The following is a 15,884-nucleotide window of genomic DNA, read 5'->3' on the forward strand; positions in this document are numbered from 1 at the left end:
TGGTTTACAAGCAAAAAATAAAACTTAACAACTGAAGTGGCCTTTATGAATTGAAATATACATTCATTTCAAAAGCCACCAATTAACTTTCCTATCCGTTGGAAAGGAGTTGTACATAGTTCAGTTTTGGAAAATTAAAGGATTGTTGAAAGTTTGTGGTATTGTTATAATTCAACCTCTGGAATAGTATTTTTACAAAGGTTTAATATGCTTGTCAAAGGTAAATAGCCAAAACTCCCTAAGCTATCAGATATGAGCCAAAAAATACCGGAAATGTATCATCTTTACCTAAATGGTTAAATTGATGAGATTTTTAAAACTATTTATTAATCCCCTTTTTCCATTTATAAATATCCATTGGACTTTCCTTTTGGGAATATTATTTCATCATATTTTTTTCATTTTAAACCTGATTACAAACCAATAATTTAAGGTTGGATGAAGTATTGAGTAGCCTATTTTCCCCTTTTTGCAGATGGAATAAATTAATGTAAAATAAAAAATGATACATTTGTAAACCATGGCTTTTCCATAGAAGTTAGGTAAAATCAATTAAAAAATAATTAAAAGCAGCTGTCTTTTTTATCCGTTTATATGAGTTGAAAAACATAAGCATCAAAATTACAGCTTCTTCTATCCAGCACTTGGTTTAAAAAATGAAATTTCAAATTATCATTATCGGGATAATATTTCTTTTTATCTCAATATCAGGAAGTTATTCACAAGTCAGAACAAAAGTAGCTCTTACCAAAGTGAGTAAATTAACTCATAAAATAATTACTCCACATACAGATAAAAAGGAACAGGTTAAAGCTATTTACGATTGGATTACTCATCATATAAAGTTAAGTACAAACCCGAGAAAAAAAGTCTTTTCAGACCCACACAAAGTAATTCAAAAGAGAAAAACCAACCAGCTAGGATTTTCCAACCTTTTCCATCAGATGTGTCAGGTTGCCGGAATTCCATCTCTGCAAGTACAAGGTTATTCTAAATCTCATTTCATGCCTTATAAATACCGGGCAATAAATTCCTTCCATTATTGGAATCTCATAAAAATTGAGTCAAAGTGGTATGCAGTTGATGCAACTTTTGGAAGTGGTGATTTAAAATACAGAACAAATTTCATCAAAACTAAAATTTTTAAGCAGCCCCACTTTTCACAGAAAATCAAATTCATTCGAAATCCATCGGAAGAATATTTTTGTCCATCTCCAGATATTCTGAATGAAACGCATATTCCAAATATCCCCGAATTTCAACTTACATTAGATCCCCGACCTGTAAATCCATTGTTTGAAATTGATTCCACTGCTCATCTCTCACCAATTAATTATACTGATTTAATCGAAAAGTTTTACAATACGACTTTGTGGAGGCAAAAACAAATTGAAGGGAATAAGGCATCCGAATTTAATCCTATAAACCATTTTGATTTGGCTTTGACACACTTTGAATATTGTGACTTTCACTTTCAGGAAGGAGCTACTGATGACATCAAATTTTTAAATGCACTTAAAGTAAAGATTGATTCTGCGAGTATACTTTTCAGAAATCATTTGGATGAAATTAATCGGGTACATAAGGAGTACTTATTGGATTATGGAGATATGAACAGAAATGTTTCAAGGATAAATTCAAGACTGGAAAGTACCACCAGTATTGTAGAAAGCCATATTGGATTAGCTTTCAAAAATAATGACCGGGCAAATGGGTTTCAGATTAAAACAGAAGAACTGGAAAACCTTATTCAAAATTGGAAATATGCAGGGTCTGGCCCAAAAAAACCGAACCCACAACAATTAAATAAACTGAAACAACAAATCTCCGAGTATGACAAACAACTCAGTATTTTTAATGATTCAATCCAGAGAATTGAATACGAATGCGAGCTCAATCACGATTCTATTATAAACCTTCAACTTCTATCTCTTCACCATATTCATGAAATCAATTCCCAATTTTCACTTTTAAATGTGGAGATGGAACATCGTTTTCTCCCTAAAACCAAATCTTTAATTTCGGTAACAGATAGTTTAATAACCCTATTAAATACAAGAGAGAAGGATATTTCCAGGATGAATAATATTTTCAGAAAAAATTCAAACAAACTTTTTCAATACCTTAAGAAAAAAGAAGTAATCGCTAGCAAATATCGGAATATTATAAGACGATGGAGTTTTGATGAATTGAAAAACAAAGACTTTAAACTGAACATCAAAGAGTTTGAAGATCGACTTATAAATGATTACTTAATCTTTCAAAGAAATTTAAAACAAATGACTTCCTGGTTCAATGAACAAAAAGCTTTTTGCCAGACAGCCGGGAAGGATCTGCTATGGGGAAAAAGTAAATATGAAAAATTCAATATAGTTTATCCCCATTTTTTATCCTTTATCGCTATTCGGGAAAACAATTATTTCTCAGAGGAATTGGAATTAGCCAAAATGATGATCTCCAAATCAAGTGCTTTACAAAGAAGCATAGGCAGGAAGACCCCAACAAAATGAAACCTTTACACTTGTATACTCATGTGCAAGAAAAGCAAATTCAAAACAAGCCTTAGAAACAATTAAGAGGCATTATTAAAAATTCAATAAATTAACTTGTATATACAGGATAAAAAATATACCTTTGGCTCATATTCATACAAAATGTCAGATTTACCTCAATATAAAAAGCTCCAGCACCTAATTAAAAAACAAATACTTTCGGGTGTTTACAAAGAAGGAGATTTGTTGCCTTCTGAGAATGAACTTAGTACTATTCATGAACTGAATAGAGCTACGGTTCGTCAGGCATTAAGTGAATTAGTGAAGGATGGGTATATCTACAAACACAAGGGCAAAGGGAGTATAGTTAGCTCCAGAAGGCAAACACTTGGACTTCTTTCATTTAAAGGTTTTTCCGAAGTAGTTGGCCAGACCACTCATGCTATTAAAAATAAAGAATTGAAAAAGCCTTATTTAACCAAATGGGATGATCAGTTCTTTTATGAATTAACTGATATAGAAAAAGCTGCAGGCTGTATTTGCCTGGAAAGGTTAAGGATGGTTGATGAGGACCCGGTAATGTTAGAATTTACTTATATTCCAAACCTGAATTTACCCAGATTTGTAAGTAAACCTTTAATCAACAATTCCCTTTTCGATACTTTGCTTAATAATTATCAAATAGAAGTGATTAATCTGGAGCAGGACATCAGGGCAATTGCAGCGGATGAAGAAATAGCCGGTTTATTGCAGACCGAAGAGGAAAGTCCGATTCTTCATATTTTCAGGAGGTACCGTACGAATAGAGATGGCTTGTTTATATACAGTTCTTTATACTGTAATACAGAGCAATATTCTATTGGAAGTATTTTTAACTAAGAATAAAAATATTGTAAGAAAAGCGATTCCAAAAACTTAAACTAGAATTAAAGTAAAAAAATGATTTTTGACTAAGAATATTTATAGGTATTTATTTTAGTAAAGTTGAAAAAATTAAATCCGGATTTATACGCCATTATTTTTGACCAAGAAGATGCGTTTTTGAGGAGCATAGCAGCGTTAGGCAACAAAAAAACAAAGACCTATTGGGCAAAAAGAACAAGTAGAAAACGGATGTTATTATTTTATCTTTACTTAACTTGGACACCTGAATTTAAATACCAGACATAATTATTTGAAATATGAAAAACAGACCCAACGTATTCTTAAATCATGTAGGCTTTTTGTGTGATGCCAGGAAGATAGTCACCATAGAGGATTGTGAAGCTACTGAATTCACCATTCAGAACATGAGTCTTCATACAGCCGAATCTTTAGGTGGCTATGAAAACTGGCAAACAGTGTATACCGGGCCACTAAAAAAAGTTCAAAATCATTTGGGAACATTTCTACAGGGCGATTTTACAGATTTTACCCAACCAGGTTTATTTAGAATTTTCCTTCCCGATGGGATAGGTCATTCTTACCAGTTTTTAATTACAGATGGTGCCTTTTCCCGATTACCAAGGCTTTTTCTGGACCATATTCACAACTGGAGATCGGGAAATTTTGAAAACGAATGGAGAGGACCTATAAATGCAGATGATGGCATCAGGTCAGATAATGGCGAATATATTGATGCTTCAGGAGGTTGGAATGATGCAGGAGATTTGAGGAAATGGATGACTATGACCAATCTGCCAGCTATTGGTTTTTTAGATATTCACGAAAGACTGGGATTAAAATGGAATCACTTTGCGGAGGAAAACGTAACCGATAACGACCTGATCACAGAAACCATTTGGGGAGTGAAATTCATCCTTAAAATGCAAGACCCTGATACAGGGATGATTTTTGAAGAATTGGGTGCTGGTGGCGAAGGACGAAAACAACCGGGCATGAGCTGGTGGTATGAGAATCATTCTGGCTGTTATGCAGATAACTCCCAAAACCACTTTACTGATAACAAAGTACAATCAGGAGATGAAAGAAGGGTAAGGGTGCAGTATAATCCAATTGTACAATATATTAATTCATACATTTTACTTAGGGCCGCCAAAGCTTTAAAAGCTTATGATCCTGAACTGGCTGAAACCTGTATAAAAGCTGCTTTCAGGGTGTGGGATTTTATCCAAACTAAAAAGGATGAAGATCCTTTACATACCTGGACCTCGGTGAGATCCTGGAGATTATGTGCCGGAATAGAGTTCCATCTGGCAGGAAAAATCCCTATGGAAGAGGTAACAGTGATGCTTGATGAATTAATTGACCTGCAAAGTGAAGAATACGGATTTTGGTTTATGGATGCTAAAAAAGATGATCCTTACCGGGCAATTCTACACTCAGCACAACCTATTATCGGGCAGGCGCAGTTTATGGAATATTTCCCCGATCATCCTGTAGTAGAAAAATGCAGAAAATCTATTCTCATCTGTTGGGAAAAGTATGTGCAATACATCACGAAAACCAACCCATTTGGCATAATTCCTCTGGGTTGTTATTTCAAACCTGCAACCGAAATAGATGTTTACAGAGATTTGGATAACGGTTTAAAATTCAGGTTTTATTTGCCTCCAAATTCTCCACAAAGAATCACGCATGGCCTTGCCGGTCACTGGACTAGTTGGTCGCATGGGTTAGCACTTGCCGGAAAGGTTTTGGGAGATAATGAGATGACTCAGGCTTCCTGGGATCAGCTTTACTGGCTGCTGGGCAATAATCAGCTAAACAGTTGTCTGGTTTCGGGAATTGGGTATAATACCCCCATGCCGCACAGCAGGTTTTTGGGCACAGATGTAGGAGGATTTTGTGTAGGGCCCAGAGGCGAAGAAGAAGACGAAATATTTATAGATATGGATGCCAGAGCGGATTGGAGCAGTACAGAATACTGGAATTGCCCCTTATCGAATACGTTAATGGCATTTTCAATTTTATTACCAAAAGAAATAAAAACGGAAAGGAAAGTGGGATATATTGGCTAACAACTATTTGCCCACCATCATCACTACTTTTCCGGTTTTGAATCAGAGTGCATTTATTTAAAACTAAATATAAATTCAATTAAAATGGACAAAGTAACCGAACTGTCAAAAATGATTGACCACTCTTTGCTTCACCCCACCATGACGGATGAAGATTTAATAAAAGGGTGTGAAATTGCTAAAAAGTATAATGCGGCATCAGTATGTATTAAGCCTTATGCAATAAAACTGGCAGTTGAAGAATTGAAAGGTAGTGATGTTTTGGTGGGTACTGTTATTGGTTTTCCACAAGGAAATTCTACTGTAGCCATCAAGGTAGCGGAGACCAAACAAGCCTGCCTGGACGGAGCAGTAGAAATTGATATGGTGGTAAATATCGGAAAAGTGTTGCAGGAAGACTGGGATTATATAGAAGCTGAAGTGAAAGCCGTTTGCGAAGAAACCCACAAGCATGGTGCAATTCTAAAAGTGATTTTTGAAAATGATTTCCTTCCTGAAGACAAATTCAAAATCAAATTATGCGAAATCTGTACTAAAGTTGGAGCCGACTTTGTAAAAACTTCAACTGGTTATGGTTTTGTAAAAGGAGATGATGGAAAATATTCTTATCAGGGAGCTACTCATGCCGATTTAAAATTAATGAGAAAGCATTCTGGTCCAGAGGTGCAGGTAAAAGCTGCCGGAGGGGTAAGAACACTTGATGATTTAATTGCAGTAAAAGAATTAGGAGTAACCAGAGTTGGGGCTACAGCGACCATCGCCATGATTGAAGAAGCTAAAAAGCGATTCACTGGCGATTATGATGCGGAAGCACAAGCCAACGCAGCCGGAGATACTTCAGGTTACTAAGAAAGGCTCTTGCGGGTAGAAAAAGGTTTCCTTGATCGACTAAAGGACAAAAAACTAATTAAATTGAAAATATTCCGTCAAGTATACAATTGTGCATATCTGATTTTTACGGTTAAAATCCTCCCCTTTATCCCCTCCAAAGGGGAAAAAGTAAATTTCCTCCTCAAAGGAGGGGGGTAGGGCGAGTGAAAAACAAGTATTAATTTATTTTTTAGACCCTAATTTTCAAAAATGTCCAGGAGTATGGTTTCCTTGATCGATTAAAGGACAAATTACTAAGAATTTGTAAATTGCCACTTCAAATTTTTAATTCAATTAAAACAATGAAAAGAAGACCTTTTTTTACCGCATTTACAGGATTATTAACCGGAGCAGGATTATTTGCTTTTCCTTCATGGGCTAAAATTAAACCTAACAAAAAGATTCCGGGTGGTTTTATTCACCATGTATTTTTCTGGTTTAAAGAGCCTGATAATAAAGAAAAAAATGATGCTTTTTTAAAGAGCTTAACTTCATTTTTAGATGAAGTGGATGAGATTATGGCTTCTCATGTAGGGCTTCCGGCTAATACTCCAAGAGAAGTGGTAGATAACTCCTATACCGTTTCCCTAATTGTAACTTTTAAAGATAAAGCCGCTCATGATGCTTATCAGGAGCATCCTGCGCACAAAAGATTTATTAAAGAATCATCGGATATCTGGGAGAAAGTCCAGATTTATGATGTGGTAAGTTAAAGCTGATTTGGGGTTGAGTTTTTCTCAACCTCTCATTTCGCTAATTTTGTAGCTTTTTCAGGATTTATTGGTTGTTGATTTAATGTTTCTTAGGCATGAACTTCTTTTGTTTTATTGCCATCAATTAATGGACTAGTTTCATTAAATCCGTAGGAACAAAACCAATTTTACCTATTCCTCTCCCTTTCCTCCTCAATTGAGGAGGAAATTTAATCTTCCCCTTTGGAGGAGAGAAAGGGGAGGTTATTTAGCCCAACCTCCTGAAATAGTTTCCAAAATTGGCCTAAATCCAGCTTTATAATTAAATTGAAAATGAAATCACTTATTCAAAATCTGATTAGAAAGCTGGAAAAAAACCAGGATGAGCAAAAAGCCAAAAAGATCTTTATTGGATTTGATGGCTATATCGATAAAATCCAAAGGGCAGTAAAAGCCCAGCATCCTGAAAGAACTGCATTTTATAAAACACTTACAGATTTTTCAGCCAAAATAGCCGCTGCTTCAGGAAAAAGCGGTCAGGTGGAAATTACCACACAGGAAACCAAATTAGGCGGTAATGCTCCTATTCTGGCCCATGCTGCCGATTGTCTTGGTCTGGATGTAACTTGTATGGGAACCTTAGGAGACCCGGAAATCCATCCGCTATTTAAGGCAATTGGCAAGCATAGCCAGTTAATTTCTGTAGGAAAACCTGCAGAAACCAATGCCCTGGAATTCCATGACGGAAAACTGATTTTATCTGAAATTAGTACTTTTAAAGAACTGGATTGGGAACACCTGAAAAAGAAAGCAGGGCTGGAAAAACTTATACGGATATTTAATGAAAGTGAGTTGCTGGCACTTGTAGACTGGTGTAATTTATTCCATTGTACCGCTATCTGGCAGGGAATATTTGAAGAAGTACTTCCACATCTGGAAAAACGGCCCAAAACTTATTTCTTCGATTTAGCCGATCCGTCTAAAAAAACGATAAATGAAATTGGGGAAGCACTTCGGCTAATTGGTCAGTATAAATCTTTTGGAAAAGTAATACTGGGAATGAATGAAAATGAAACTGATTTGATTTACAAAGCCTTAAGTGAATATTTGGGAGTTACAGCAGACCCAAATGCTAATCTGGAAGAACAGGGAAAATATATTTTCGAAAAGTTAAACCTTGATCAGCTTTTGATTCATCCTATTAAAAGTGCATTGAGTATTGATAGCAATGGCAATATTTCTCTAAAAGGTCGCCTGGTGGCCGCGCCAAAAATTTCTACTGGTGGAGGAGATAATTTAAACGCAGGTTTTTGTTTTGGCATCCTGCAGGGATTCAATACAGAGGAAACTCTGATATTGGGAATGGCTACTTCCGGAGCCTATGTTCAGAACGGAAAAAGCCCTTCAATAAAAGATTTAATAAACTATTTGAGGGTTTGGGAAAAAGAAGTTGTTCTATAATAGTAAAATATACGGTTAATTACCAAGGCAATTAAACTTGGCTAATATAATATTGAATAATTCAATAGTGTGCGATTATCTAATTATCAAGCAATGACTAACTTAAACTAAAGTGCTGTATATTAATTTTCTTTGGAGAATTGATGTCAGCACTTTTTCTGCTTACATATTAATAACATTATTTCAGAAGATGATATGAAATTGAAAAATCACTTACTATCTGTTACAAATTACTCGGTATGTTTATTTTTTCTAATGGGAATATATGCCTGTTCCACGATAACCCATGAGGAAGAATCAGTCCGGGAAAACAAAAACGAATGGCCTGCTTATCAGGGAGATAAAGGTAGAAATCAGTACTCTAATCTAAAGCAGATTAATAAAGAAAATGTAACCTCTTTAAAAGTGGCCTGGGAATACAAAACCAACGACCTTGATCCCGATGGTCATGCCCAGATCCAGTGTAACCCCATTATAATTGATGGCATTATGTATGGCACTTCTCCCAGACTTAAGGTTTTTGCGATTAATGCAGCAACAGGTGAGGAAAAATGGGTGTTCAATCCCAATGCTAATGCTGAGGGGGAAAAAATGAATTATGGAATGAATGTGAATCGCGGAGTGACTTATTGGGAAAAAGGGAATGACAAAAGAATTCTTTTCACCTCAGGACCAGTACTTTATTGTCTTAATGCCGATACCGGCCAGCCGGTAAAATCTTTTGGTATTGACGGACAAACTTCATTAAAACAAAACCTCGGGGGAAGATCCGCAGATTTATATGTAGTATCTACCACCCCAGGAGTAGCCTTTAATGATCTATTAATTATTGGAACCAGAGTTTCTGAAAATGTTGATGCGGCATCCGGTTATATCAGAGCCTTTAATATCAAAACCGGAGAAGTCGCCTGGACTTTTCATACTATTCCCAAACCAGGGGAATTTGGATTTGATACCTGGCCGGAAGATGCCCACAACAGTATTGGAGGGGCAAATTCATGGTCGGGCATGAGCCTTGATGAAAAAAGGGGAATTGTTTTTATCCCAACAGGATCTGCTGCTTTTGATTTTTATGGTGGAAACAGAAAAGGGGAAAACCTTTTTGCCAATTGTGTGCTGGCCTTAAATGCTTCCACTGGAGAAAGGATATGGCATTACCAGACTGTCCATCACGATGTTTGGGACAGAGATTTACCTGCCCCTCCAAATTTGATCACGGTGAACCACAATGGGAAAGAAATTGACGCAGTGGCCCAAATTACAAAATCAGGATTTGTATTTCTTTTCAATAGGGAAACGGGTGAGCCACTTTTTCCCATAGAGGAAAAACCTTTCCCAAAATCTGATCTAGAAGGGGAAGAAACCTGGCCAACACAACCAATTCCAACTTTACCCCCTCCTTTTGCCAGACAGCAAATGAAGGAAGGTGACATTACCAATATCAGTCAGGAATCACACGATTATGTCAGGGGAATTCTGGCCAATGTCAGGTCAGATGGGCAGTTTGTTCCACCCAGTAAGGAAGGCACTATAATTTACCCCGGATTTGATGGTGGAGGAGAATGGGGAGGAGCTTCATTCGATCAGCAATCGGGAATTATGTATGTAAATGCCAATGAAATGGCCTGGATTCTCACTATGGTAGAAGTTGGGAAGGATAAAAAAGTTAGCGAAGATGGTGGAAAAGAACTTTTGGCTGATGCTGGAGCAAGCATTTATCAGGTTAATTGTGCGATATGCCACGGACAGGAAAGGCAGGGAGACCCTTCTGGGACTTACCCTCCTTTGAAAAATATTGGAGAAAAATATAAGAAGGCGGAAATTCTGGCTCTGGTAAATAGTGGAAAGGGATTTATGCCATCCTTCGGGCATTTGGAAGATGGGCAAAAAGAAGCATTGCTGGCTTTTTTATTAAATCTTGAGGATGAAGTAACTGATGCACATGAACTCGGAATGGAATCGAATAAAACGGCTTTACCTTATACACATACCGGCTACAACAGGTTTTTTGATCACCTCGGTTACCCAGCAGTAAAGCCCCCCTGGGGGACACTTAATGCCATAGATTTGAATAAAGGCGAAATTTTATGGAAAGTACCTTTAGGAGAATTTGAGGAATTAACTGACAAAGGCATTGCCAAAACCGGAACAGAAAATTATGGAGGCCCTGTGGCTACAGATGGAGGCTTAATTTTCATCGGGGCATCCAAAGACGAATATTTCAGGGCATTTGACAAAGATACCGGAGAAGAATTATGGAAATACAAACTTCCCGCTGGTGGTTATGCCACGCCTGCGGTATATGAAGCAGATGGCAAACAATATGTGGTAATTGCCTGTGGTGGGGGAAAAATGGGTACCAAATCTGGGGACAGCTACGTAGCCTTTGCCCTACCCTAAAAGACACCTTCTTTTAATTATTTACCAATTGAGCCCTTGCATTTCGTGAGGGCTTTTTTGGTGGATTGTAAATCCTACGATATTGATTCGATTTTGTAAAGGTCGAATTGGGACCACTTTAAATCCTAGGCCCCTCATTTGTATCAAATTTATGTCTGATTTTCAGCAAAGTTAGTGCTTTGCTTATTCTATTTTTTACAATGTCTTTTTCTTCATCATTTAGAAAATCAACAGAATAATCTGAACCCCACCTTGGTTTGAAAAATGGAATAACTGTAATATTATCCTTTCCAGACATGGTATCCATTAAACCTAATTCTATAACTTTTTCGCCTTCGCAATAATTTAAGACAAATTGGTTCAAGACTTCTATTTTAAATCCCTCACCTACTACCACTTTATTATTTATTTTTTTCACTTCTATTATAACTCGTTGTTCTATTAAAAATACAACATTTTTATTAATTGTAATCCAATAGCTATAAACTCTTATCCATGGGATAATTTAATATAACTCATATCCCTTACTTTTGCACAAAATAAATACCTGTTATGAGTTCATTCGCATCATTAAACTTATCAAAATTTCTTTTAAATGCCATTTCCGATCTTGGATTTGAAACTCCTACTCCTATTCAAGAGGAAGCTTACCCTATTATTCTCTCCGGAAAGGATATTGTAGGGATTTCCCAAACAGGTACAGGAAAAACTTTTGCCTATGCCCTACCACTTTTAAGAGATTTGAAATTTTCCAGACAGGTTCATCCAAGGATTCTCATACTGGTCCCTACAAGAGAATTGGTTTTACAAGTAGTAGATCAAATCAAAAGCTTGACGACTTACATGAGCGTGAGGGTACTCGGAGTTTATGGTGGGGTAAATATCAATACCCAAAGACAGGTAGTAGCGGAAGGTTCTGATATCCTGGTTGCCACTCCGGGCAGATTATATGACCTGGTGCTTAGCCAGGCAGTTCAGTTGAAAGCCGCCAAAAAACTGGTGATTGATGAAGTAGATGTGATGCTCGATCTGGGTTTCAGGTTCCAGTTGACCAATATTTTTGAACTGATGCCTGAAAAAAGGCAAAATATCATGTTTTCCGCCACCATGACTGAAGAGGTGGATGAATTGATTGACAGCTTTTTTACACCACCGACCAAAATTTCCATAGCTGTGAGTGGTACTCCCTTGGAAAATATCACTCAACAGGCTTATCCTGTTAAAAACTTTAATACCAAAGTAAATTTACTGGCGCATTTACTCAAAGATAAAGCCCTATTTCATAAAGTACTGGTTTTCGTTTCCAGTAAAAAACTGGCTGACCGTCTTTTTGAAAAACTAGAGGAGCAATTTGCTTCTGCTATGTGTATCATTCATTCCAATAAATCACAAAATTATAGGGAAAGATCAGTTGAAGAATTTGATGAAGGCAAAAAAAGGATTTTGATTGCCACCGATGTAATCGCCAGAGGGCTTGATTTAGATAAAATTTCCCATGTCATAAATTTTGATGTCCCCTCCTACCCTGAAAATTATATGCACAGGATTGGACGAACTGGAAGAGCCGAAGAATCCGGAAATACTATCATGTTTTACACAGAAATGGAAGAACCTCAAAAGGAAGCCATAGAAGCTTTAATGGATTATGAAATTCCTTTGCTCGACTTTCCTGATGAAGTGGAAATCAACAATGAATTGATTCCTGAAGAAAGACCTAAAAAAGGAGGAGGCAACAAAAACATTCAAATTAAGATTGAAGAATCCAATCCGGCTTTTCATGAGAAAAAGGAAAAGAACAAGAAAGTAAACGTAAGGCGATCCCATAAAAAGGAAATGCAATTGAAATACAAAAAACCAAAGAAAAGAGCACCTAAAAAGTCCGGAAAAGGGAAACGGTAGGTTTTAGGGGTTAGTGATTAGAGGTTAGGGGTTAGAAGAAAATCACTTGAGCTGGAGCACGCGTGATGCATGTGCCATTTTCAAGATGCTAACCAAAATAATCCTTGTGTATGACGTGGATTTTGGAGGAAGGCGAATATATTGCCCTAGTGTGTTAAATTGCCTTACAAACGCAATTCTCAGACATCCTCGTTCGGAAACGAGGATGATTCATTTAGCTAATGGTTCATTTTTTTTCTCACTAAATAAATATAAATAATTACTGGACCTACAACTATTAAAAACCAAAATAGCAAAATTAATTCTGCCCAACCAGGAGGTTCCGAATATAGGAACTGAAAATAACCGTCCATTTTCGCCCTTATCATTTCAATGGTTATAAAACTACCTGCAAGCGCCATAAAATAGGACAAGGAAATTACCCAAATTTTTTTATTTTTTGATAAAAGGTAAAGCAAGGTCAACCATAACATCCCTACAGCAAAAGGAATTCCCAACATCTGTCCTCCATGGCCATATGCAGTTATAATAAAGCCAAACCTTAAACAGTATATAAATGAGGTGATTGAGCATACAATCAATACTAGCAATTTAATCACACTCGTACTATTCACCGCTTCCTCCTCCCTTCTTTAATTCTTACATAAATTAATTTGAAGCGTCCGTTGGGGCTTTCTCTTTGTTCTATTTCAAAGTTTTTGATAGATTTGATCAGTGGGGTTAATTTTTGGAATCCATAGTTTCTGGAATCAAAATTGGGTTGCTTTTTTTGTAATAGATTACCTACATCTCCCAGGTATGCCCATCCGTCATCCTCTGCCAAATCGGAAATTGTGGTGGAAATCAGTTTGATTTCCTTCTGGGTAATCTTATCGAAATCATCTTCTTTTTTACCGGACTTTGATTTGGTACTTCCCTCATGATCATCCTCTTCCGACTGGCTTTTCAAAATTTCTATGTAAATAAATTTATCGCAAGCCACTATAAAGGGATTTGGCGTTTTCCTTTCTCCTATGCCCAAAACCAACATTCCTGCTTCACGCAATCTGGTGGCCAGCTTGGTAAAATCACTGTCGCTGGAAACCAGACAAAACCCATTTACCTTTTCAGAATACAGAATATCCATCGCATCGATAATCATAGCTGAATCGGTGGCATTCTTTCCTGAAGTGTAGCCATATTGCTGGATTGGGGTAATGGCATTTTCCAACAATAAATTTTTCCAGCCACCCAGATTGGGCCTGGTCCAGTCACCGTAAATTCTTTTAATGGTTGGATTGCCGTATTTGGCAATTTCTTCCATCATTTCCTTCACGTATGCGGAAGGAATATTATCTCCATCTATTAATACTGCAAGTTTTAAATCTGCCATAAGTGTTTTTTAGCGTTTTTTCTGGTTTGGTTAATCTAATGCTACAATTCCCAATTTATAAGTCTTTCGTTTTTCCCCATAAATCAAAATCTCATTGTCGGTAATTTGTTCACAGCTTTTGGGCCTGCAAATGATATTTTCTGCTCTGTTACTGGACACAAGCCTTCGCTTCATTTGGCCCTCCTTATCGATAGATGCCAGCACCACAACTGATTTTTTTCCATTAAAATAGGCTGTACTATTCGGATGGTTATTTTTAATATTTTTGATATTATCGTTATAAATAAAATGAATTTTCCCTCCCTGAATGCCATGAACATAGGAAGAAAAATAGCCACCATCATTGGCTGTTTTTTGCCTTTTTGGCACCCGTGTGGCCCACTCTATACTCATATCCGGGTTGATATTCAGCACAATAATATCATTGTAATAGTAATAGTAGGTATAATCTGTCATGCCCGATCTCTGGTCGTAACTGGTATATACACGTACGTAAAATTGTTCCGCTACCAATAAGGCTCCGCCATCACTTCTTAATATAATATGATCAATATTATATCGGTATAATTCCTTATCTCCTTTATTGGCTTTTTTATAAGACATAAATTCCGACAAAAACTTATTGTCAAATTCGCTAAAACCTTGCTTTACAATTTTTTTGGATTCGGCATCAATCCTTAAAAAACAGGTGCCTTTAATGGTAGTAGTTCCTTTATCAGAATAAAATCCTGCACATATAATGTCGCCATCATCATTAATCCTGAAATTTAGGTCGGTAATAAATTTATCATCAAGAGATACCGTATATTCCTGAAAATCCTCTCCCCTATTCTTATAAGAAAGGATTTTATATTCATAATTTGGCTTCCCCCTCCTTCTTTCCTTCAATTTCCCTTTATATTCTACCCCAAGGATATAGGCATTTCCTCTATTGTCTACCCTGTAATTATCAATTTCAAATAATTTATCCGAATAAGGAATAGTGATGTTTTTTTGCCATAGTTCCTCCATTTTTTCATCAAAAACCTGAATGGCAAATTTTTCATTTTCCCCTCTTACATAAACCTCCGAATTCCAAATCATGAACTTGGAACGATCTCTGGACAGTTCATGGGAAAACTCACCAAAATTATTCCTGTTCCTCAACCCCGACTCGGCAATCTTTTCAGGTGGACCAGCAGCTTTCATAGTTTCCATGTCAAATTCCTGAACAAAGAGGAAGTTTTTTCGGGCCTGTTGGTTCAACTGGCTGGAAAAGGTAAATATTTTTCCATTCATGCTCTGGGCAAAAAGGAAAATTAAATACTCATTGCCTATTCTATTTTCAATCGGGACGGCTTTTTTCAGCATCATTTTCTCATCATAAAGCTGTAACATGGCAGGTTTGGGAGACGAGAAAGAAAAAATTGAAGGACCAAAAAATCCCGGATCGGCTTCCATAATGGCGTATACACCCAGTTCATTGCTATCCACAATATCACTGATGAGGGCGTGTTTTTTTATTTTTTTCTGAGTTGGTCCCCATTGGGTTTTCACCTGTTGAGCAGTAGCTGATTCTATTCCCAAAGCGATAAAAAACAAAATAAGGGAAAATTTTAAGGAGATTTGAAAGGAAATAAATCTCGGTTGTATAGGATTCATTTGTTTGTTTTTAAATTAGGGTCTACAAAAGCAATTAGCTGGCAATAATAAAGGCTAAGTTAAAAATTAATTAGGCAAAATTTATAAAGTATCTTTT

The 15,884-nt window shown here is 36.6% G+C and carries 11 protein-coding genes; 8 read left to right on the top strand and 3 right to left on the bottom strand.

The genetic code is table 11. The annotated features are described in order from the left end of the window. The first annotated feature begins 656 nt into the window (after nt 1-656). The 7 genes from A3EM_RS0127510 to A3EM_RS0127545 all read left to right on the top strand — a co-directional run bounded on the left by A3EM_RS0127510 (nt 657) and on the right by A3EM_RS0127545 (nt 10,875). Complete coding sequence (locus A3EM_RS0127510; RefSeq protein ID WP_020531470.1) at nt 657-2,510, top strand: transglutaminase domain-containing protein; 1,854 nt, start codon at nt 657-659, stop codon at nt 2,508-2,510. A gap of 144 nt (nt 2,511-2,654) precedes the next feature. Beyond that, nucleotides 2,655-3,371, top strand: coding sequence for a GntR family transcriptional regulator (locus A3EM_RS0127515; RefSeq protein WP_020531471.1), 717 nt, complete (start codon nt 2,655-2,657; stop codon nt 3,369-3,371). A 302-nt stretch (nt 3,372-3,673) separates the two neighbouring features. After that, entirely contained in the window at nt 3,674-5,452 is a 1,779-nt protein-coding gene (locus A3EM_RS0127520) for a glycoside hydrolase family 9 protein (RefSeq protein ID WP_020531473.1), read from the top strand. Nucleotides 5,453-5,536: 84 nt separating this feature from the next. Then, nucleotides 5,537-6,301 carry a deoxyribose-phosphate aldolase gene (gene deoC, locus A3EM_RS0127525; protein WP_020531474.1) on the top strand — a complete coding sequence of 255 codons (765 nt, stop codon included), beginning with the start codon at nt 5,537-5,539 and terminating at the stop codon, nt 6,299-6,301. A 323-nt stretch (nt 6,302-6,624) separates the two neighbouring features. After that, nucleotides 6,625-7,035 carry a Dabb family protein gene (locus tag A3EM_RS0127530; RefSeq protein WP_020531475.1) on the top strand — a complete coding sequence of 137 codons (411 nt, stop codon included), beginning with the start codon at nt 6,625-6,627 and terminating at the stop codon, nt 7,033-7,035. Between the two features lie 312 nt (nt 7,036-7,347). Further along, entirely contained in the window at nt 7,348-8,475 is a 1,128-nt protein-coding gene (locus A3EM_RS0127540; RefSeq protein WP_020531477.1) for a carbohydrate kinase family protein, read from the top strand. Nucleotides 8,476-8,670: 195 nt separating this feature from the next. Beyond that, complete coding sequence (locus A3EM_RS0127545; protein WP_157638116.1) at nt 8,671-10,875, top strand: outer membrane protein assembly factor BamB family protein; 2,205 nt, start codon at nt 8,671-8,673, stop codon at nt 10,873-10,875. 118 nt (nt 10,876-10,993) lie between these two features. Here the strand turns inward: A3EM_RS0127545 and A3EM_RS0127550 are convergent, their stop codons facing one another. Then, nucleotides 10,994-11,293: a hypothetical protein gene (locus A3EM_RS0127550; protein WP_020531479.1), complete on the bottom strand. Its 300-nt coding sequence runs from the start codon at nt 11,291-11,293 to the stop codon at nt 10,994-10,996. 134 nt (nt 11,294-11,427) lie between these two features. Between A3EM_RS0127550 and A3EM_RS0127555 the strand changes: the two genes are divergently transcribed. Further along, a complete protein-coding gene (locus tag A3EM_RS0127555; RefSeq protein ID WP_020531480.1) occupies nt 11,428-12,774 on the top strand; it encodes a DEAD/DEAH box helicase in 1,347 nt (448 codons plus the stop codon). Between the two features lie 610 nt (nt 12,775-13,384). Here A3EM_RS0127555 and A3EM_RS0127565 read toward each other — a convergent pair. Next, nucleotides 13,385-14,146, bottom strand: a complete 762-nt coding sequence (locus tag A3EM_RS0127565; RefSeq protein ID WP_020531482.1) for an NYN domain-containing protein — start codon at nt 14,144-14,146, stop codon at nt 13,385-13,387. Nucleotides 14,147-14,176: 30 nt separating this feature from the next. Continuing rightward, nucleotides 14,177-15,787 (bottom strand): hypothetical protein, encoded by a 1,611-nt coding sequence (locus A3EM_RS0127570; RefSeq protein ID WP_020531483.1) that lies wholly within the window; start codon nt 15,785-15,787, stop codon nt 14,177-14,179. Nucleotides 15,788-15,884 lie beyond the last annotated feature (97 nt).

The organism is Flexithrix dorotheae DSM 6795, assembly GCF_000379765.1.
GTDB lineage: Bacteria > Bacteroidota > Bacteroidia > Cytophagales > Flammeovirgaceae > Flexithrix > Flexithrix dorotheae.